The following is a 20,078-nucleotide window of genomic DNA, read 5'->3' as shown; positions in this document are numbered from 1 at the left end:
TTTTATCCTATTTTAAACATCATACATAAAAATAATTAAAATGCATGGTCTTGTTATTATTTTAATTTCTAATTAACAAAATATAGTTACCCAAACTTACGTTTCATATATAAAAATCAACACCAATCAATGACAAGCAATTGATTTAAAATACTTTAATAATATTAAAATAAAATTTATTCGTAAAAATTTAACTAAATATGTCCATTTTTTCGGTAATTAATCACAAAAAACTTGTTTTCCAAGAAGTATTTCAACTTAAGTACAGACAGGCTTATTTTTTAATATATTTAAAAACTACATTTAATATAAATTAATAAATTTTATAATTTAAAGAAATATAAAATAAAGATAAAAATAAAGGCCTCTCAAGAGACCTTTATTAAGTATTTTTAAATAATTAAACGCTTAGCATACTATTTAAAGTTTCAGAAACGTTTTTAGATTTCACTTTAGGCTGTAATGCTTGCAATGCCTGTTGTACTTGAGTGCGTTGAGGCTCCGCAAGCGTATACCAACGTGACAACACCTGTAATAGGCGTGAACCTAAAATCGGGTTTTTCTCGTCAAGATATTGTGCAAGGTTAATAAAGTGAGCCACACCATATCCCCATGTGTTTACAGGGTTATTCGATAAACCACCACTTACGGCACGAATACGATTTGGTGTAGTTAAATCATAATCAGGATGCTGAGTTAAGTACTCGATGGTTTCTGCGGTCGCATTTGGGTTTGCAGCTTGAATCATAAACCACTGATCTAAAGACAAGGCTTCATCTTTAAAACGGTCATAGAAATCAGCAAGCACTTCTTGAGCTTGAGGTGCATTTTGCCAAACCAATACACGCAGTGCACCTAAACGCTCAGACATATTTCCTGTATTTTGATATTGCACATGTGCTAATTCAAATGCAGTTTGGTCGCCCTGACGAGCCATCATCATAAGCATAATGTTCTTTAAAGCACGTACACCCATCGCTAAAGAAAATTCTTTTTGCAGGTCTGGGTCAAGTGTAAGGTAAGTATCTTTCCAGAATGAACCTAAATCTTGAGCCAAACGATTAAGCAGAGCTTCACGTTTTACATGAATATCATCAGGTGCATAGTCCTGATCGATACGACTACCCAAATAACCTTCACTTGGTACATCAAACAAACGTGATGCTAATAGCGGGTCTCGGCCAACCAATTCAGGTAAAGTGCTCTGAATAGCTTGAATATACGCATCTGCAGAATGGTCTTCTAACAAGATACGTTCAAGCAAGGTTTGCGTTGCTTGCCATTGGTTAAAACCATTTGTTTCGTGCTGAATTAAGAAAGCTAATTCTGTATCGGTATAGTCAAATACAAGATTTACAGGTGCAGAGAAATTACGAAGTAGTGATACAACTGGCTGTTCAGTCACACCTGTAAATTCAATGGTTGCTTCATCTTGGTCAAACAAGTACACGCCATCTTTAACATAGTTTACAAATAGGCTGTTACTGTGCAATGTATATTGCTCACCTGTTTTAGCATTAAATAGCGCTAAAGCCACAGGAATTGGAACAGCTTTTAAATTTGGATATTTAGGATGTGCTTTTAGGCTTTGTTTAAAGCTTAAACGGTAAGTTTGTGCTGCTGCATCGTACTCACCTTTTGCTTCAAGCTTTGGTGTACCAGGTTGGTTATACCAAGTTAAAAATGCAGATAAATCGACACCTGAACCTGCGGATAATGCAGCAACCCAGTCTTCTACCGTCACAGCTTGTCCATCATGACGGCGGAAGTATTCATCTGTTCCCTTACGGTATTTTTCCTTACCGAGTAAGGTCGACATCATGCGGTTAATTTCCGCACCTTTTTCATAAACAGTTGCTGTATAGAAGTTATTAATTTCTACAAAGTGGTCTGGACGTGGTGGATGCGATAATGGACCTGCATCTTCAGGGAACTGGTGTGACTTAAGTACAGCAACGTCATCAATACGTTGAACCGCAGCAGATTGTAAATCTTCCGAGAAAGACTGATCACGGAATACCGTCAAGCCTTCTTTCAAACAAAGTTGGAACCAGTCACGGCAAGTAATACGGTTCCCTGTCCAGTTATGGAAATATTCATGGGCAATCACAGACTGCACACGCATAATCGCTGCATCAGTTGTGTATTCTTCATCGGCAAGTACACATGAGGTATTAAAGATGTTTAAACCTTTATTTTCCATTGCACCCATGTTGAACTGGCTCACCGCAACAATCATATAGTTGTCGAGATCATAAGCACGGCCATAGTGTTCTTCATCCCAACGCATAGAGTGCTTTAGTGCTTCCATCGCAATATGGCATTTTGGAATGTCTTTTTCAATTGCATAGATTTCTAAGGCAACATCACGTCCTTCAGACGTTGTATAGCGATCTTTAAGTACAGCTAAATCACCAATGACACAAGCAAACAAATAGCTTGGCTTTTTAGTCGGGTCTTGCCAGATTGCAAAGTGACGGTTTTCACCCACTTCACCTGTTTCTAACAAGTTACCATTGGCAAGTAATACAGGATATTTTTTATCTGCTTCTACACGTGTAGTAAACACAGAAAGTACGTCAGGACGGTCTGGATAGAACGTAATTTTGCGGAAACCTTCCGGTTCATTTTGTGTAACAAACAACTCATCTGCTTTATATAAACCTTCAAGCTGAGTGTTAGTTTCCGGGTGAATAATGACTTGAGTCTGCAAAATGACTTCATCTGGTGCATCAGTGATCACCAGTTGTTCACTATCGAGTGAATATTGTGCAGGAGTAAGCTTTTGACCGTTTAACTCAACAGATTGCAACTCAAGGTCTCGGCCTAACAGCACCAGATCTCCAGCAGTTTGGCGTTTCATCACCAATGTTGAATCAACAATTGTTTTATCATCATAGACTTGAATATCAAGATTAATTGATTCAACCAAAAACGCAGGTTTTTGATAATCTTTTAAATAAACTGTTTGATCTGCCTGAACAGGAGGCTGCGCCGCAATATTCATCTTTATTCCTTATATATTCGTCTAAAACCGTAGTAAAACGTGTTATGAGTTTGATCATAACGGCTTATACATACTGTGTTTACTTACCTTTATAAAATTAATGGGACTTCATTTATACATTTCAAATTAGAATCCTCTTTTATTAGCACAGATTAGACCAAAATTACGATAATCGCTGTTTATATAATCAATCTATACAAGAAAAATAAAACACGTTCAGTTTTTAACATTTTTTAGGAGCAGCTTACATTTTGGGCATGGTTCTTGCGTTAACTCATATACCAGTATAGGTATTCCAATCAGAACAAGAGGTAGCCACCATGGAATTTAAAGCTTATTTACATCGTTTAGAAAATATTAAAGCGATTCATGATCTGGATGCAGCAGGACTCGACCATCATGTCATTGCCGTATTTTTATCTGCCGAAGGTATTGCAATGACTGCTCAAGAAGTCACGACTATCGTGAATACCTACGATGCATTAGGAAAAGTGAAATTACCAAGCAAAAAGGTACAGGCACTTATACATGCTAAAAAACTTGGACAACATGATGAGAGCTTGCCGTGCCCTGTTTAATCTTAACTTTTAATACGTTATGAAAACCTAAAATCCAAATAAAGATTTTAGGTTTTCTATTTTTGCACCAAACAAAAAGACAATCTCAGCTATCGGCAATGCGGCTGTGTATAATAGGTTTCCCTTGATTGATTAAACGTTCGGAGCGAAATGGCCTTACAAATTCTACAAAAACAGCTAGATGAAAGTAGCCATTGCCCACTCTGCCAAGCGTCAATGTATTGGGTAGATGCCGAACAATTTGAACAAGATATTCAGTTTCATGAATGCAGTCATTGTCAGCACCGTGTATTTAAAGACACAAAAATGACCTGTCATTGTGATCAATGTACTAAACAACGAAAAAAACTTTTACAACAGACCCGCTTACAAGAACAACGTCAATTTAAAGCAAAAGATCAACCGCAGCGAAGTCTGGAACAACTTAGTTTTTTACATAAACTTTTTTTACTAAGTCTGCTTGATGACTATGCACGTGACGATGTTTCCCACGATGAATATATTCATTGGGACCGTATTAAATATCAACCGATTACACCCAACTGGATGTTCCAAAACCATCTGATTAAACAACTTCATAAAGATGGGATTTTAAATGCACAGGATCAATCTGACGAACCACAATGTTTTTATTTAAATATTCGCCTAGATGGATATAGTGACCCAAGTTTATTTAGTGTTGCCCAACAACTACGCTACTGGTTTTATGAAAACCTAAGTCTTGGTATTCCATTTCGCAGTGCCGACGAAGTAAAAGACGTACTTTTTCAGGTACTCTACCAAGAAATTATTCAGTTTATGCAGTTTTACTGTAGGACTTGGGGCATTCAAATTGCGGGGAGTTCTAATTTCCAAACTTTTTGCTACCGTTTAATGGACTCGTTAGCCATTGGTCAAATTTATTATTTAATTCAGACTGCACTCGAATATCTTTATAAACAAAAAGCACTACAACCGCGTAATGAAAAGTTCATTAATACCAATCTATTAAAGAAAACTTTAGAACAATATCGGGAAAGAGCTGTGGCTGAAAAGTGGGAAACTTCGATGTTGCCACGCCCTTACAATATTCCCTACAGCAAAATGAGCCACATTTTGTTTAATCGCTTTTTGGGTTATGACGAACAAATTTTTGTACAACCCATCTGGAAAGCATGGCGAAAAATCGAACCGCGTTTAAACTTTTACTCAGTTAAACGTTGTATGCATTGTGGTTCAAATGATTTAAGCGTTGATTATGATGCCTCAGATTATGTCTCATTAATTTGTGAAAGATGTAAGCATCAAGATCACTATTTTACCCGTTAAATTTGTTATTTCTGGCTTATAAGGATGATCAGATGACTTCAACATCCAAACTGACTGAACAGGTGATTGAAGCTTGGCAAAACATGCAGGCAAAAACGCCTCTTGTACAATGCATTACCAATAGCGTTGCAGCCAACTATACAGCCAATGTGTTACTGGCTTCGGGTGCTTCACCTGCCATGATTGATAATCCTTATGAAGCAGAAAGTTTTACCAAAATTTCATCGGCTCTAAGCATTAATTTGGGTACGCCAACCTCAGAGCAAATGCAGGCCATGCAAATTTCAGCCAAAACCGCACAACTCAATGAAGTTCCTTGGGTACTCGATCCAGTAGGTTACGGACCAATTTTAGCTTGGCGCAGTCAAATGACAGACGAGCTTTTACAGTTTAAGCCAAGTGTGATTCGTGGTAACGCTTCAGAAATTAGCACCCTTGCAGGTAATCAAGTTCAATCTAAAGGTGTAGACAGTACTTTAAGTAGTGATCAAGCCTATCAACAGGCTTTTTCGCTATTAACCCATGCGAACTGTATCGCTATTTCAGGTGAGTCAGATTACATTTTGTCTAATGAATTAGATGCTGTAATTCAAGTCAATGGCGGAAGTTCATTACAACCAAAAATTACCGCAACAGGCTGTGCTTTAGGAGCATTAATCGCAGCATATAGTGCGGTCACCTCTCCAACTATTGCAGCACTGTCTGCCCATGTTCATTTTGCAATCGCAGGTAAACTTGCTGCAAATCAAGCGCAAACCATGGGAAGTTTTAGTAGTATCTTTATGGATTATATCCATATGTTAGATGACAACCTGATTGAACAATATGCAGATATCAAACTTTTAAACATACAGGCATAACCTAAGCTATGCCTGTATCACCCTAGTCTCACTTTAAAAGTAAGTAGATGTCGGTGACTAAGTCACACTCTTTCACATCATGTACAAAGTTGTGATAGTGAAAGAAAATTGGATAAGCCCCTGCTTCTTCTGGTTGCTCAGGTAGCCAGTTTCTAAAGATATAATAAATGCTATCTTTAAGCTGGTCATGGCTACCTAAATGTCTTACGGTTGCATAACGACCAGCAGGAATTTCACCTGTCTGTACGCCATAACTATTTTCAGGTACAGCTTTTTCAATTGATCCCGCGATATCAAACCGAAATTCGTCAGACGGTACTTGTTCAGGGTCAGCAAATGGAATTCCATAAGTTCTCGACTTGGTTACAGGCGACAAACCTGTTTCTTTGCGCCAAGCAATAAAACGCGCAGCCGTTTCCAAAACTTTATCGGCACTTCCTAAATGCGTTAGATAGGCAATCTTTTCAGCAGGTCGCTCAACAATATTTACATTCATTTTTAGCTCACTTTTTGGAATCGTAAAAACAAACTTCTGGTGCCAAGATTCCCAGTCTGGTTTATCTCTAAAAGCCCGAGGAGTTTGATCAAATGAACGCTTAAATGCACGAGTAAATGCCTCTGGACTATCAAACCCTGCTTGCAATGCAATCTCAATAATCTTGAGATCAGGTTCAAAAGCCAATTGAAAAGAGGCACGCTTTAAACGAGAAAGTTGAATAAACCTCATCACATTTAAACCAATATGAATGGCAAAAATACGATGAAAATGAAACTTAGATAAGGCCGCAATCTGGCTCAACCGATCAACATCTAAGTCTTCATCTAAATGTCTTTGAATATAGTCGCAAACCAGTTGCAGCTTTTGTATATATACAGCCATACATTTATGTCTGTTCATTCGATAGCACTACTTTTACATAGTGCTAATCGCTATTCTTGATCGAAATTGCGCTTTTTATGATTATACAACTTGCTTAAAATAATCTTCTCTTGGCATATCCACTAGCTCAACGCACAATTGAATTTCTTTATTAAACCCTTGTTGTAGATATTTTTTATTGCTGAGCGCTACTAATAACTGCTCACCTATAAGTTGTTTCTGTTCAGCAGTTCTTCCCGACAAAATATAGGCTTTTACATGAATATAAGCCTGTTCTACCCCTAAGCCAATCAAAAAAACATCATCTTTACGCGCACGGCTTTTAATGTCTTCTGGGCTAAATAACTCTGTCTCAATCAGTGTGGTATTAATTTCTTCAAGTAATTGTTTTGCGTTCAATCCAGTTAAATTTTCTGAATAATCGACTACTACGTGCGGCATAGCCACCTCAATTTATGTAATAAGTAATTAAGCCGATTCAACTTTATTCAATAAATAATAAAGCTAATCGAACCTGATCATATCCCATTCGAGGACTGGTTGCTTCAACAATTGGTCTTAGTTTGATCGAACCATCATCAGAAAAATGATCTGGATTTTGGCGTTTTTTCAATTTCTTATAAACTTTACGGACTTCTTCAACGACTTCCTCACCAGGATGAGCAACCGAAATATCTAGCTTTTGTTCTTTATGAAGTCGAGCCAAATGATTAATAATGGTTGCTGGTGTCAAACCACGCTCATGTGCAATATCTTCAATTTCGTAACCTTCTTCAAATAAGGCACGTGTCTCGTCTAGCGTTGCCGTAGCGTAATTTTGCTTTCCACCTTTTGCGAGTTTTTTCTCATTACGAGAAATCTCAGTTTCATTTAAGGTGCCGCCACAGTGACGAATAAAGGCTTTGTGCTGGGCTGTTAAATCTACATCTGCAAAGTTATCTTCAGCTTCTTTAGAAAGCTCCTGAAAACGGCGATCAGCTTTGACAGCTAAACTGTCTAACTCTAAAGCTTGTTCATTAATACCTATTAATTTCAAACCCGTTAAAGATTTTAAACGCGAGAGTGCAACGTATCCTTGACCTTTTTCAAAGGTATTCATGAGGTTAATTTCAGCAGCTTCTAAAGTCATCCCTTGGCTTTTATGAATGGTAATCGCCCATGCCAAACGAAGTGGAATTTGTTGAAAACTAGCAATGACCTTACCTGCTTCATTTTCAACTGACCATGTTTCTGGGGCTACCAGCAATGTCGTCCCATCGGTCAATTTTACTTTTGGCAGCAAGCCATTTTCGTCATCTTCTTCAAAACCGATGACTTCACCTAGGCTTCCGTTGATATAGCCCATATCAAAGTTGTTTTTGACAAACATAACCTTGGCATGCTTTTTAAGCGTTAACTCTTCAGGCGCACGTACCGAAGATTTTAAAGTTTCTAATAATTTTTCATTACCGTCTAAAACTGCATTAAATTGATGCCCTTCATTATCAATTTCATTTAAATGCTGATAATTGATATTGTCGACATCCATATTGTGCGTATAAAGCCGAGTAAAAGTCTCACCAATATCATGCGAGCGTGATTGACGCAGTGCGTGTAAATGGTCGTTTTGAATATTTTGAGCACGAATAGCATTTAAAATCTGGTTCAGAATTTCATCGTCTTGACGGTGCTGCTCTGTTAAATAACATACGCGAAATTTTGCTTCGACCCATGCATCTGACATAAAACAGAACTTGTCGCGATTGGCTTCACCATTACGTCCTACAGGGGGTAACTGAAAAAAATCTCCCGCCACAATGACTTGAATGCCACCAAAAGCTTCATCACTTTCTTTAAAATATTTTAGAACTTGATTAACCAGATTAAGCTGCTTCGCATGTAGCATCGAGATTTCATCGATGACGAGAACTTGCGCATTTTCAAGGTGTTCCTTGAGATATTTACGCTCTTTCATACGTTTTAGGTCATCGTCAGTTAACTGATCTTTAATACCAATGCCAGCCCATGTATGAATGGTCATGCCGTTCATATGCGTTGCAGCAATACCTGTAGATGCCGTAATAGCCACTGGCACTTTACGTGCTTTTAGGTATTGGATGTACTGATTAAGTGTATAGGTTTTCCCTGCACCAGCCGAACCGGTTAAAAAGACATTTTCACCTGCTTTAAGCAGTTTAAGCGCAGTTTCCTGTTTCATAATCTCATATGTACATCTTCAACAGCCCATAGCTTAACGATTTTCCCGAAAAAATTAAATGAATGTACCAAACTTTCTATAAATTCAATATAAATCAATAATTAATAAACAAATAATATTTGGTAGGTTTTTGGTAGGTAGGAAAATCATCCTCACATCACAATACTAGGCCCATGGTGAGGCTCACCTGTAATAACAAACAATGGATTTATGGAAGAAGGAATCACTCCATGGCTTTTAAAAATATTGCAGATCAAACTAACGGTTTTTATATTCCTTGTGTATCTCTCTTTGGACCAGGATGTGCCAAAGAAATTGGTACAAAGGCGCAAAACCTCGGCGCAAAAAAAGCATTAATTGTGACCGATGAAGGGTTATTTAAATTTGGTGTTGCAGATCTTATTGCAAATTATTTAACTGAAGCAGGCGTTGCAAGCCATATTTTCCCAGGTGCAGAACCCAACCCAACCGATATCAATGTTCATAATGGCGTAAATGCCTATAACGACAATGGCTGTGATTTTATTGTGTCATTAGGCGGTGGCTCTTCTCATGACTGCGCGAAAGGTATTGGTCTAGTTACTGCTGGCGGTGGTCATATTCGTGACTATGAAGGCATCGATAAAAGTAAAGTACCAATGACACCACTGATTGCAGTCAACACAACGGCTGGTACCGCATCTGAAATGACCCGTTTCTGTATTATTACCAATACAGACACTCACGTAAAAATGGCGATTGTCGACTGGCGTTGTACCCCACTTATTGCCATTGATGATCCAAAACTCATGATCGCAAAACCGGCGGGTTTAACAGCTGCAACAGGTATGGATGCCTTAACCCATGCTGTTGAAGCATATGTTTCTACGGCGGCAAATCCAATTACCGATGCCTGTGCAGAAAAAGCAATTACCATGATTAGCCAGTGGCTCCAACCTGCTGTCGCAAATGGGGAAAACATTGAAGCACGTGATGCAATGAGCTATGCACAGTACTTAGCAGGTATGGCTTTTAACAATGCATCTTTAGGTTATGTGCACGCAATGGCACATCAATTGGGTGGTTTTTACAACCTACCGCACGGCGTATGTAACGCAATCTTATTACCACACGTGTGTGAATTTAACTTAATTGCTTGCCCAGATCGTTATGCAAAAATTGCGGAATTAATGGGTGTAAATACTCATGGACTTACTGTAACTGAAGCTGCGTATGCTGCGATTGATGCCATTCGTAAACTGTCTTCATCAATTGGTATTCCATCGGGCTTAACAGAGCTTGGAGTAAAAACCGAAGACCTTGCGGTGATGGCCGATAATGCTCAAAAAGATGCATGCATGCTCACCAACCCTCGTAAAGCAAACCATGCACAAGTTGTGGAGATTTTCAAAGCGGCACTTTAATACATGTTTGATGGCATGTTCCTGTAGTAAGTCAAATCCCTCCGACCGTTGGCTTACTTTTTTAGGGAATACTTAGCTCCAGCGGTATTCCTTTTTTTTAGAACCTCTATTCCAACCTTTTCTCAACCTGATTGACAATTCGCCCATTTCATTGAAGGATACTCAGCATGTCTTAATTACAATAGCTCGATAAAAATGAATACATCTTTAGCTAACCAGACTTATGTTCCAGATATTTTAGGTACTGGCTACGAACAACTCACGCTTAATTTTCCCAATGATTATGAAGGAAAAGTGGTAGCAACACTGGTTCGTAAAAAAGCCGCGCAATCGACTCAAAAAGCTGTACTTTATATTCATGGTTTTTTAGATTATTTCTTTCAAACTGAAATGGCTGAGCAATTTAATGCGCATGGCTATGACTTCTATGCACTCGATTTAAGAAAATATGGTCGCTCAAAACTGCCGCATCAAATTTTCTATAATGTACTTGATTTAAATGAATATGATGCTGAAATTACACAAGCATTAGAGATTATTGGCGAAGAAAAGCATACGCAAGTCTTGCTTGCAGGTCACTCAACTGGTGGTTTAACGGCAACGCTTTATGCTGCCCATCACCCAAACCATCCTCTTATTAAAGCACTTTGGGCAAACAGTCCATTTTATGACTTTAATTTAAGCTTAGTCGAAAAGAAGTTTGGCATTCCAATGCTCAGTCGAGTAGGAAAATATCTGCCTAAGGTTAAATTTCCAAGCAAACTTAACAAATGGTACACCACGAGTCTTCACAAACAACTCAAGGGTGAATGGGACTTTAACCTCGACTGGAAACCTACCTCTGCCCCTACAGTTCAACTCAGCTTTCTACATGCGATTCATACAGCACAAAAAGAAATTCACCACGGCGTTAAATTAAATATTCCCGCACTCATTATGCATTCGCACCAAACTAAAAACCCACGCAAATGGGGAGCAGATGCGACTCAAAGCGATGTGATCTTAGATGTTAAAGACATTGCCAAATTTGGTAAAAAAATCAAAGGCGATGTCTCTGTTGTCTCCATTCATAATGGCTTACATGATTTAGTCCTTTCGGCCCAGCCAGTGCGAGAACAGGTTTATCAAAAATTGTTCCAATGGCTGGATCAAAAAATCACTTAAATAAGCTTGGGTGAGTCAAGATATTTCACTAGCAATTGATGTGCAGGATGTTCATTTGGTAATAACTCCATAAGGCGCTCTACCGCATCAATTGCTTCGGGGAAATGGGCTAAATGCTTAAGTAACAAGTCAGTTTCTTGGGTTTTAAAAATTGCATCGCTCAAACGCGATTCAAGACAGTCACGCCATGCGCATAAAAATGGACTTTCAGTTTTTGCAAGAAATACGCCAGTGTAAAGCTGCAAAGCAGAAGCCGCATATCCTGCATCTAGTGCCTGTTCAGCTTGTAAAAAATCTGCTTCGACATGTACAAGTAAACGATATGGACGAGAACCCAGCAAACCTCCCAAAATATCTCGTAGTTGAGACATTTCAGCTTTAAGCGTGCCCATGCTGACTTTACGTTCGCCATACAGCGCTTGATAAAGATGCTCTAGAGTTAAGCCATTCGGACATAATGCCAATATGGTTAAAATCTCAATTTGGCGCGGCGTTAATAATAAGCTCTTGCCATTAAATTTAACTTGCGGCGTTGAAAAAGCACGAATATGTAAATGTTGTCGCTGCTGCTCTAATAAAGCCGACTGAATAATTGATGCACAACGTTCAGCAGCCAATATTCCTAAAGTATTATGGTTCTTCCAAGTAGTTGATAAATCGACCACTCCTAAGGCTTGTTTTGAGTATGGGTCAATAATGGGTGCGGCATAGCACACCCAATCATGAATCGATTCCATATAATGTTCATTTGAAAAAACACAGCTTGATTGTTGAGTTTTTAAAGACAAAGCCAAGGCGTTGGTGCCAACAAATTCTTCACGCCATTGACCACCCTGTACAAAATGGACACGTTCAGCGGCACTTTGCATTTGAGCACTAGATGCAGTCCAGATAATCGTACTACCGATATCACCCACAGCAATAACCATGGAAGACTGCTCTGCAATATGGCGTAAGTCATCAGCACACTGGCTTAAAGCCATATCTAAAGCATTCTGTGAGGCAGATTTTTTTTCAAGTATAGGAGCTGCAAAACGTTCTTTTGGAATCGCAGCCGAAGCTGAGCGCTCCCATGAACTTGCAATACTTTGGCCTAGTTTGGCAGCATTTTGAGGAGAGAGACTATTTTGCGTCCGCAGTTGATCAATCAACGCCCGCTGCTGCAATAAATCCTTTTTTGTGAACATTTGTAAATTCCTTATATATCCACATTTCTATTCCAACCTTTCTCCAACCTTCTTCTTTATATCTTAATTACACAAAGTACGAAAGTACCTACTGACAGGGTTCTTGTTAGTCTTTAGTCCTAATAAAAGCAAAGGAATATTTATATGCGCTATATCGATCCAAATCAACCAGGCTCAAAAGTTCAATTCAAGTCACAATATGAAAATTTTATTGGCGGTGAATGGGTTGCACCTGTAAAGGGTGCATATTTTGACAATGTATCTCCTGTGGACGGAAAAGCTTTCACACGCATTCCGCGTTCTAGTGCCGAAGATATCGAACTTGCTCTAGATGCCGCGCATAAAGCCAAAGCAACATGGAACAAAGCCTCACCAACAGTACGCTCTAATATACTTTTAAAAATTGCCGATCGTTTAGAAGCAAATCTTGAAATGCTTGCTGTTGCAGAAACTTGGGATAACGGTAAAGCAGTTCGTGAAACTTTAGCAGCTGACCTTCCGCTTGCGATTGACCATTTCCGTTATTTCGCTGGATGTATTCGTTCCCAAGAAGGCGGTATCTCTGAAATTGATGAAGACACCATTGCCTATCATTTCCATGAACCACTCGGTGTAGTTGGTCAAATCATTCCATGGAACTTCCCAATTTTAATGGCAGCATGGAAACTTGCTCCTGCTTTAGCCGCTGGTAACTGCGTTGTGATTAAACCAGCTGAGCAAACACCAGTGGGTATTTTGCTGGTTGCTGAACTTATTCAAGATATCTTACCGCCGGGTGTCCTTAATATTGTCAATGGTTTCGGTGCAGAAGTTGGCCGCCCGTTAGCGACAAACCCACGTATTGCAAAAATCGCGTTCACAGGTTCAACCCAAACTGGACAAATGGTGATGCAATATGCAACCGAAAATATTATTCCAGTCACGTTAGAACTTGGCGGAAAATCACCGAACCTTTTCTTTGAAGATATCATGGATAAAGAAGATGACTTCTTAGAAAAAACGTTAGAAGGTTTTGCCATGTTTGCCTTAAACCAAGGTGAAGTATGTACTTGCCCTTCTCGTGCTTTAGTACAAGAAAGTATTGCTGATCAGTTCTTAGAGATGGCTGTCGAGCGTGTAAAACGTATTAAGACTGGTCACCCTCTCGATACTGAAACCATGATTGGCGCTCAAGCATCTTTGCAACAGCAAGAGAAAATTTTGCGTTGTATTAATACGGGTCGCGAAGAAGGCGCAGAACTCCTACTGGGTGGTAGTGGCCGTAAAGAAGTAGGCGATGGTTTCTATGTTGATCCAACTATTTTTAAAGGTCACAACAGCATGCAAGTTTTCCAAGAAGAAATTTTTGGGCCAGTACTTGCCGTAACAACGTTTAAAGACTTTGATGATGCAATTAAAATTGCAAATGACACTATGTATGGTTTAGGCGCAGGCGTTTGGTCACGCTCAGCCCATATTTCTTATCGTGCTGGTCGTGCAATTGAAGCTGGCCGCGTCTGGACAAACTGCTATAACATCTACCCTGCTCATGCTGCATTTGGCGGCTACAAGAAGTCTGGTATTGGCCGTGAAAACCACAAAATGATGCTAGATCATTACCAACAAACCAAAAACTTGTTGGTGAGTTATTCAACCAAACCAATGGGCTTCTTCTAAGTTGATACTAATCTATCTACAATAAAATGAAGTAAGAACTTTAATATAAAGCCAGTAATTTAGATTACTGGCTTTATTATGCCCTGAGCTACATGCAAAGAATATTGATGCATAAGAAATCGATCTTAACGAAAAATAGCAATTTTTAGGTATTGACGATTTATCTGGATATTTTCTTCTTTATATTTACCGCTATACTCCACATATTGATCTTCTATGAATCATTTGTATGAGCACAACAAACGCCTTCCCTAAAACCATTTATGCAGTTCAGCATCTTGCTTTTGAAGACTTAGGTTCATTAGAAGATGTTTTTTATCAACTTGGGTTTCGGGTCCGTTACTTTGAAGCAGGTGTAGATGATTTAACTCCTGCTTTTGTACATGATGGTTTAACTATTATTTTAGGCGGCCCTATCGGGGTTTATGAAACTGAAGATTACCCATTTTTAAAAGATGAAATTGCCTTACTGAAACAACGCTTGGCTGCTGATAAACCTACATTAGGTATTTGTTTAGGGGCACAGCTGATTGCACACGCACTTGGTGCGAAAGTATATGCAGGTCATCAAAAAGAAATTGGCTGGGGGCCACTGAGCTTAAGTTTACGTTCTAATCAGGTTTTATCTGCTTTGCTCAATAATATTCATGTTCTACATTGGCATGGTGATACTTTTGACCTTCCAGAAAATGCGGTGCTTCTAGCAAGTTCAGACGTTTATACCAATCAAGCCTTTGAAGTTGGTAACAATATTCTTGCCCTACAATTCCATATTGAGACTACTCAAGAGAATTTCGAAAAATGGCTTATTGGTCACACCTGTGAGCTTCATCATGCTGGAATCTCAATTCATCAGTTACGTGAGCAAAATATCGAATATGCCTCAGCACTTGAACAAGCTGCATTTGAAATAATTCAAAAATTCTTAAAAAGAATTGGTTATAGTTCATAGATTAAGCAGTTTTTAAACTACTCTAAATCTGCCCCTTTATCACTGGATATTATTTGATTATTTTTTACTCAAAGATAAGTCTATATTCTATTTTTAAGAACATTTTATGAAAATTTCAGTGTATTATTAATTTGTAACATAAAATATACGCTGATTTACTATGGATATCTGGAAGTTTATTAAAAGCTTTAATACGGTTAACACCTATCTCATGCTTTCAACTCTTCTTTTCATAATATTAGTTCTTTATTTTTATGTGATTAATCCTACCTAAGCTAGTTTGCCCAGGAAGTGGGATCATAAAGAAAAAGAATATATGAGAAGACCTCCGAGAAAAAAGCCCAACCTAACAGTTGGGCTTTTTTAATATCTCACATTTACTCACAACATGTTGCTCGACTTGCGAAAAAGTAAGAGATAAGTAATCTCGACTATCTACTCACAACATGTTGCTCGTCTTGCGAAAAAGTAAGAGATAAGTAATCTCTGCTCTCTACTCACAACATGTTGTTCGTCTTGCGAAAAAGTAAGAGATAAGTAATCTCTACTGTCTACTCACAACATGTTGTTCGTCTTGCGAAAAAGTAAGAGATAAGTAATCTCTACTGTCTACTCACAACATGTTGTTCGTCTTGCGAAAAAGTAAGAGATAAGTAATCTCTACTGTCTACTCACAACATGTTGTTCGTCTTGCGAAAAAGTAAGAGATAAGCAATCTCTTACTTTTTCTCAGGTTTGAAGCTGTCCTTTAAATCAAGAATACGGTTGAACACTGGTTTTTCAGGAGTGTGATCGTATTGGTCTGCAACAAAGTAACCTTCACGTTCAAACTGGAAGCGGTCTTCAGGACTCGCTTGAGCTAAAGCAGGCTCAATGACAGCTTGTACCACTTTCAATGATTCAGAATTAAGATTTGCCAAGAAGTCATCATCTGCATCAGGCGCCGCTTCAGTAAATAAACGATCGTAAATACGTACTTCAGCAGGAATACCTTTTGTTGCAGATACCCAGTGAATCACGCCTTTTACTTTACGGCCTTCAGGGTTCTTACCTAAAGTTTCAGGGTCAATTGAACACTTCAATTCAACCACTTCACCATTTGCATCCTTAATGACTTCATCACACTTGATGACGTAAGCATGGCGTAAACGCACTTCACCATCGGTAGTTAAGCGCTTAAAGCCTTTAGGAGGTACTTCTTCAAAATCTTTACGGTCAATATAGATTTCCTTAGTTAAAGGAATTACACGATCACCCATATCCACGTTAGGATGACGAGCATGTGTAAGATCCATATCTTCTGGTAAGTTAGTTAAAGTCACTTTAAGCGGGCTTAAAACGGCCATACCACGCGCAGCTGTATTTTCCAAAGATTGGCGAATACAGAACTCAAGCATTGCAACATCTACAATACCGTCAGTTTTAGATACGCCTACGCGTTTACAGAAATCACGTAAGCCTTCTGGTGTAAAACCACGACGGCGCATACCCACAACCGTTGGCATACGCGGGTCATCCCACCCATTAACATAGCCACCTTCAACCAACTTACGTAATTTACGTTTAGAGGTAATCGTGTAGTCTACGTTTAAACGAGAAGATTCGTATTGGTGCGGAACTGCTTTAGATTTAACTTTTTCAACAATCCAGTCATAAAACGGACGGTGATCTTGGAACTCTAATGTGCAAAGTGAATGAGTGATCCCTTCGATTGCATCAGACAATGGATGAGCATAGTCATACATTGGATAGATTTTCCACTTATCACCAGTTTGGTGATGCTCTGAATGTAAAACACGATACAAAATTGGATCACGCATATGCACATTCGGGCTTGCCATATCAATTTTGGCACGTAGAACAGCTTCACCCTCTTTTAGCTCACCACTACGCATTTGTTCAAAGCGAGCAAGGTTCTCTTCTACAGAAGCATCGCGATATGGAGAATTTTTACCAGGCTCAACAAAATTACCGCGGTTTAATCTAATTTCTTCAGGAGATTGCAAATCAACATATGCATCACCTTGTTCAATCAACTGAATTGCCCATGCATAAAGTTGATCGAAATAACCAGACGCATAACGTGGTTCGCCGTTCCAGTTAAAACCAAGCCATTTCACGTCATTGGCAATACCATCAACATATTCTTGTTCTTCTGCATCTGGGTTTGTATCGTCAAAACGCAAGTTACAAAGTCCATCAAACTCTTCTGCAACACCAAAGTTTAGGCAGATTGCTTTTACGTGGCCAATATGTAAATAACCATTTGGTTCTGGCGGAAAACGCGTTACGATTTGTTTTGCACGTCCCGTAGCCAAATCTTCAGTAATGACTTGGCGAACAAAATCTAATCCAGCCTGTTGTTCTTGCTGCGTAGAATCGACAGAGGCATGAGTATTCGGTGTCGGGTTGTTTGGCAGGTTCGAGACAACATCATTAGGCTTCATAGTGTATCAATCACTTCTTTGTAGATAAAATTTCGAAAAAATAAACGCTATCTTCATTTTTCACAAAGATTTTAACGTTTTTTACTTGCCTTGTAGTTTACAGTTTGCTTATGCTTCTCTCAACCAAAAACCCATGGTCATAAGCCCATGTTTAGGAGATTAATGTAATGAGTTTTCCTCAAGTCGAATTAAACACCAATAAAGGTCGTATTGTTCTTGAACTAAATACTGAAAAAGCACCAAAAACAGTAGCAAACTTTTTAGAATACGTACGTGACGGTTTTTATGACGGCGTTATTTTCCACCGTGTCATTGATGGTTTCATGATCCAAGGTGGCGGGATGGATGAAAACTTCAAAGAAAAAGCAACTCGCGATGCGATTGAAAACGAAGCTGACAATGGTTTAAGCAATGATGTTGGTACGATTGCTATGGCACGTACTCAAGCGCCTCATTCTGCTTCTGCGCAATTCTTCATTAACGTAAAAAACAACTCTTTCTTGAACCATACTTCTAAAACTGCACAAGGTTGGGGTTATGCTGTATTCGGTAAAGTTGTTGAAGGTATGGACGTAGTAGAAGCAATTAAAGGTGTTCGTACAGGTAACCGTGGTTATCACGCTGACGTTCCTTTAGAAAACGTTGTGATCGAATCTGCTAAAATTATTTCTGAATAATTTTAGGATTACGCTGTGACCTATCTGTTTATTTCAGATTTACACTTGTCACCTGAACACCCTCGACTCGTTCGAGGGTTTTTAGATTTGTTGGTACATTATCAAAATAAGCAAACACAGCTCTTTATTTTAGGTGATTGGTTTAACGCCTGGATTGGTGATGATTATTCAGCACCATGGCTCGATGAAATTGTTGAAGCTTTAAAAACCTTTAATCAAAAAGGTAATCGAGTTTACTTTCAAGTCGGTAATCGTGACTTTGCTTTAAATCAGGTTTTCCTTAATAAATTTAATGGTGTATTACTTCCAGATATTTATTATCTTAATATCGCGGGCCACCAATATCGTCTAGAACATGGCGATGCGTTATGTACTGATGATATTTCCTATCAAAGATTTAGAAAAATTATTCGTAATCCCCTTTTAGTTGCCTTTTTACGTCGAACACCCTTAAGTTTTCGCACAAAACTGGTCAATGGTTTTCGTAAAAAAAGTCACTCGGACAAGCAACAAAAAAGTTATGAGATTATGGATGTGAATGGACAAGCCGTTCTCTCTGCCATAAAAGATGTCGACATACTTATTCATGGCCATACTCACCGTCCAGCTATTCATGAAGTACAATACAAACAACGGATTGTGCTAGGTGATTGGAAAGAAGATCATGCACAAATTTTAGAACTTGATCCCTCTTCACATACGCAACAAATCAAACTAACTGATTGGCATTATTAATTATTATTTTTCAAATGTTTAACTTGTTTATTTAAATCAAAATCCCAGATTACACATAGACAGGTAATGAATACAAATTTCCAGTTTATATGTCCATATTTTTGATATTCGATATATAAAATTAAAAGACACAATACAAATGCAAAAATTAGAAAAACTTTAACCACTCTAATTTCTCGCAGCTTACTTTTTCGATTAATTGGTATTAATTCAAACATTTTCAATAAATTAGTAAAAAATTTATATAAGTATTGTATTTCTTTATCACATTAAAATGCAGATGTTTTTTTCTAAAATCGCGTATGATTCCAAAGATGAAAGCCTTTCCATTGTAATAAGATTGATATGGAGTAAATGCATGGACTTATTAAATACGGTTAAAAGTCGCTATACAACGAAAGCGTATGATCCTGAAAAAAAAATCCCTCAAGAAAAATTCAACAAATTATTAGAAGTTTTACGTTTTACCCCCTCTTCAGTAAATATCCAACCTTGGCATTTCTTGGTTGCAGACAATCTTGCAGCAAAAGAACGCATTGCAAAGGCTTTAACAGGGCGATATGCCTACAATGCACCTAAAGTTCTCGAGTCATCACATACCCTTGTCTTTTGTACAAGAACCGATATTTCACCAGAATTTTTAAACCAGTTACTTGAACAAGATGATTTAAGCGGCCGATTTAAAGACGAAAAAGCAAAGCTCGGTCAAAAAGATACTCGTCACGGTTATGTCGAGTTTTATCGTAATGAGCAAAAAAACCTATTTGGCTGGATGGAAAATCAAACCTTTATTGCCTTAGGACAACTACTCTTTGCAGCTGGCCTCGAAGGGATTGATGCAACCCCAATGGGTGGATTTGATGAAGATATTTTAAATGACGAGTTTGGCTTAAAAGAAAAAGGTCTACGTAGTTCTGTAATTGTTTCAGTTGGATACAGAAGCGAAAATGATTTTAATGCTAAGTTGCCAAAATCTCGTCTGCCTGATGAAGTTATTTTTACGCATTTATAAAAAGTTGAGCAGAGT

At 38.4% G+C, this 20,078-nt stretch carries 17 protein-coding genes; 10 read left to right on the top strand and 7 right to left on the bottom strand.

The annotated features are described in order from the left end of the window. Positions 1 to 400: 400 nt before the first annotated feature. Positions 401 to 3,007, bottom strand: a complete 2,607-nt coding sequence (gene pepN / locus ABLB96_RS09500) for an aminopeptidase N (protein ID WP_348898448.1) — start codon at positions 3,005 to 3,007, stop codon at positions 401 to 403. Positions 3,008 to 3,327: 320 nt separating this feature from the next. On the opposite strand from pepN, the gene ABLB96_RS09495 reads away from it, so the two are divergent. The 3 genes from ABLB96_RS09495 to thiM all read left to right on the top strand — a co-directional run bounded on the left by ABLB96_RS09495 (position 3,328) and on the right by thiM (position 5,753). Beyond that, on the top strand, positions 3,328 to 3,585 hold the full coding sequence (locus tag ABLB96_RS09495) for a hypothetical protein (protein ID WP_348898449.1): 258 nt from the start codon (positions 3,328 to 3,330) through the stop codon (positions 3,583 to 3,585). A gap of 150 nt (positions 3,586 to 3,735) precedes the next feature. After that, entirely contained in the window at positions 3,736 to 4,893 is a 1,158-nt protein-coding gene (locus ABLB96_RS09490; protein WP_348898450.1) for a hypothetical protein, read from the top strand. 32 nt (positions 4,894 to 4,925) lie between these two features. After that, positions 4,926 to 5,753, top strand: coding sequence for a hydroxyethylthiazole kinase (thiM, locus tag ABLB96_RS09485; protein WP_348898451.1), 828 nt, complete (start codon positions 4,926 to 4,928; stop codon positions 5,751 to 5,753). 28 nt (positions 5,754 to 5,781) lie between these two features. Here thiM and ABLB96_RS09480 read toward each other — a convergent pair whose 3' ends face one another. The 3 genes from ABLB96_RS09480 to ABLB96_RS09470 all read right to left on the bottom strand — a co-directional run bounded on the left by ABLB96_RS09480 (position 5,782) and on the right by ABLB96_RS09470 (position 8,830). After that, a complete protein-coding gene (locus ABLB96_RS09480) occupies positions 5,782 to 6,633 on the bottom strand; it encodes an AraC family transcriptional regulator (protein ID WP_348898458.1) in 852 nt (283 codons plus the stop codon). A gap of 81 nt (positions 6,634 to 6,714) precedes the next feature. Further along, entirely contained in the window at positions 6,715 to 7,074 is a 360-nt protein-coding gene (locus ABLB96_RS09475; protein WP_348898452.1) for a 5-carboxymethyl-2-hydroxymuconate Delta-isomerase, read from the bottom strand. A gap of 43 nt (positions 7,075 to 7,117) precedes the next feature. Continuing rightward, on the bottom strand, positions 7,118 to 8,830 hold the full coding sequence (locus ABLB96_RS09470; protein ID WP_348898453.1) for an AAA family ATPase: 1,713 nt from the start codon (positions 8,828 to 8,830) through the stop codon (positions 7,118 to 7,120). Between the two features lie 230 nt (positions 8,831 to 9,060). Here ABLB96_RS09470 and ABLB96_RS09465 point away from each other — a divergent pair, with 230 nt between their 5' ends. Continuing rightward, a complete protein-coding gene (locus ABLB96_RS09465) occupies positions 9,061 to 10,233 on the top strand; it encodes an iron-containing alcohol dehydrogenase (RefSeq protein ID WP_002119340.1) in 1,173 nt (390 codons plus the stop codon). Between the two features lie 195 nt (positions 10,234 to 10,428). Then, positions 10,429 to 11,397: an alpha/beta hydrolase gene (locus tag ABLB96_RS09460; protein ID WP_348898454.1), complete on the top strand. Its 969-nt coding sequence runs from the start codon at positions 10,429 to 10,431 to the stop codon at positions 11,395 to 11,397. On the opposite strand, the gene ABLB96_RS09455 is transcribed toward ABLB96_RS09460, so the two are convergent. Continuing rightward, positions 11,394 to 12,584 (bottom strand): transcriptional regulator, encoded by a 1,191-nt coding sequence (locus ABLB96_RS09455; protein ID WP_348898455.1) that lies wholly within the window; start codon positions 12,582 to 12,584, stop codon positions 11,394 to 11,396. The genes ABLB96_RS09460 and ABLB96_RS09455 overlap by 4 nt on opposite strands. Before the next feature lie 144 nt (positions 12,585 to 12,728). On the opposite strand from ABLB96_RS09455, the gene ABLB96_RS09450 reads away from it, so the two are divergent. Both ABLB96_RS09450 and ABLB96_RS09445 read left to right on the top strand, forming a co-directional pair. Continuing rightward, positions 12,729 to 14,240, top strand: a complete 1,512-nt coding sequence (locus ABLB96_RS09450; RefSeq protein WP_348898456.1) for an aldehyde dehydrogenase family protein — start codon at positions 12,729 to 12,731, stop codon at positions 14,238 to 14,240. Positions 14,241 to 14,469: 229 nt separating this feature from the next. After that, on the top strand, positions 14,470 to 15,192 hold the full coding sequence (locus ABLB96_RS09445; protein ID WP_348898457.1) for a glutamine amidotransferase: 723 nt from the start codon (positions 14,470 to 14,472) through the stop codon (positions 15,190 to 15,192). 719 nt (positions 15,193 to 15,911) lie between these two features. On the opposite strand, the gene ABLB96_RS09440 is transcribed toward ABLB96_RS09445, so the two are convergent. After that, positions 15,912 to 17,639 carry a glutamine--tRNA ligase/YqeY domain fusion protein gene (locus ABLB96_RS09440; RefSeq protein ID WP_348897548.1) on the bottom strand — a complete coding sequence of 576 codons (1,728 nt, stop codon included), beginning with the start codon at positions 17,637 to 17,639 and terminating at the stop codon, positions 15,912 to 15,914. A 167-nt stretch (positions 17,640 to 17,806) separates the two neighbouring features. Here ABLB96_RS09440 and ABLB96_RS09435 point away from each other — a divergent pair, with 167 nt between their 5' ends. Both ABLB96_RS09435 and ABLB96_RS09430 read left to right on the top strand, forming a co-directional pair. Further along, positions 17,807 to 18,316: a peptidylprolyl isomerase gene (locus tag ABLB96_RS09435; protein ID WP_004700945.1), complete on the top strand. Its 510-nt coding sequence runs from the start codon at positions 17,807 to 17,809 to the stop codon at positions 18,314 to 18,316. 15 nt (positions 18,317 to 18,331) lie between these two features. Next, the gene (locus tag ABLB96_RS09430) at positions 18,332 to 19,051 is read left to right on the top strand and encodes a UDP-2,3-diacylglucosamine diphosphatase (RefSeq protein ID WP_348897549.1); all 720 of its coding nucleotides are present in this window, start codon (positions 18,332 to 18,334) and stop codon (positions 19,049 to 19,051) included. Here the strand turns inward: ABLB96_RS09430 and ABLB96_RS09425 are convergent. Then, a complete protein-coding gene (locus ABLB96_RS09425; RefSeq protein WP_348897550.1) occupies positions 19,048 to 19,269 on the bottom strand; it encodes a hypothetical protein in 222 nt (73 codons plus the stop codon). The genes ABLB96_RS09430 and ABLB96_RS09425 overlap by 4 nt on opposite strands. Before the next feature lie 140 nt (positions 19,270 to 19,409). On the opposite strand from ABLB96_RS09425, the gene nfsB reads away from it, so the two are divergent. Next, a complete protein-coding gene (nfsB, locus tag ABLB96_RS09420; protein ID WP_348897552.1) occupies positions 19,410 to 20,063 on the top strand; it encodes an oxygen-insensitive NAD(P)H nitroreductase in 654 nt (217 codons plus the stop codon). Positions 20,064 to 20,078: the final 15 nt, after the last annotated feature.

It is taken from the genome of Acinetobacter sp. XH1741, assembly GCF_041021895.1.
GTDB lineage: Bacteria > Pseudomonadota > Gammaproteobacteria > Pseudomonadales > Moraxellaceae > Acinetobacter.
Note: the sequence above shows the minus strand (reverse complement) of the source record. Positions and strands in the feature narration are given on the sequence as shown.

What these genes read in the sequence shown, in the direction of transcription:
- thiM (WP_348898451.1), top strand. Translation starts at nt 4,926, where the DNA reads ATGACTTCAACATCCAAACTGACTGAACAGGTGATTGAAGCTTGGCAA.
- ABLB96_RS09435 (WP_004700945.1), top strand. Translation starts at nt 17,807, where the DNA reads ATGAGTTTTCCTCAAGTCGAATTAAACACCAATAAAGGTCGTATTGTT.
- ABLB96_RS09475 (WP_348898452.1), bottom strand. Translation starts at nt 7,074, where the DNA reads ATGCCGCACGTAGTAGTCGATTATTCAGAAAATTTAACTGGATTGAAC.
- ABLB96_RS09495 (WP_348898449.1), top strand. Translation starts at nt 3,328, where the DNA reads ATGGAATTTAAAGCTTATTTACATCGTTTAGAAAATATTAAAGCGATT.
- ABLB96_RS09445 (WP_348898457.1), top strand. Translation starts at nt 14,470, where the DNA reads ATGAGCACAACAAACGCCTTCCCTAAAACCATTTATGCAGTTCAGCAT.
- ABLB96_RS09465 (WP_002119340.1), top strand. Translation starts at nt 9,061, where the DNA reads ATGGCTTTTAAAAATATTGCAGATCAAACTAACGGTTTTTATATTCCT.
- ABLB96_RS09460 (WP_348898454.1), top strand. Translation starts at nt 10,429, where the DNA reads ATGAATACATCTTTAGCTAACCAGACTTATGTTCCAGATATTTTAGGT.
- ABLB96_RS09450 (WP_348898456.1), top strand. Translation starts at nt 12,729, where the DNA reads ATGCGCTATATCGATCCAAATCAACCAGGCTCAAAAGTTCAATTCAAG.
- nfsB (WP_348897552.1), top strand. Translation starts at nt 19,410, where the DNA reads ATGGACTTATTAAATACGGTTAAAAGTCGCTATACAACGAAAGCGTAT.
- pepN (WP_348898448.1), bottom strand. Translation starts at nt 3,007, where the DNA reads ATGAATATTGCGGCGCAGCCTCCTGTTCAGGCAGATCAAACAGTTTAT.
- ABLB96_RS09480 (WP_348898458.1), bottom strand. Translation starts at nt 6,633, where the DNA reads ATGGCTGTATATATACAAAAGCTGCAACTGGTTTGCGACTATATTCAA.
- ABLB96_RS09425 (WP_348897550.1), bottom strand. Translation starts at nt 19,269, where the DNA reads ATGTTTGAATTAATACCAATTAATCGAAAAAGTAAGCTGCGAGAAATT.
- ABLB96_RS09490 (WP_348898450.1), top strand. Translation starts at nt 3,736, where the DNA reads ATGGCCTTACAAATTCTACAAAAACAGCTAGATGAAAGTAGCCATTGC.
- ABLB96_RS09470 (WP_348898453.1), bottom strand. Translation starts at nt 8,830, where the DNA reads ATGAAACAGGAAACTGCGCTTAAACTGCTTAAAGCAGGTGAAAATGTC.
- ABLB96_RS09455 (WP_348898455.1), bottom strand. Translation starts at nt 12,584, where the DNA reads ATGTTCACAAAAAAGGATTTATTGCAGCAGCGGGCGTTGATTGATCAA.
- ABLB96_RS09440 (WP_348897548.1), bottom strand. Translation starts at nt 17,639, where the DNA reads ATGAAGCCTAATGATGTTGTCTCGAACCTGCCAAACAACCCGACACCG.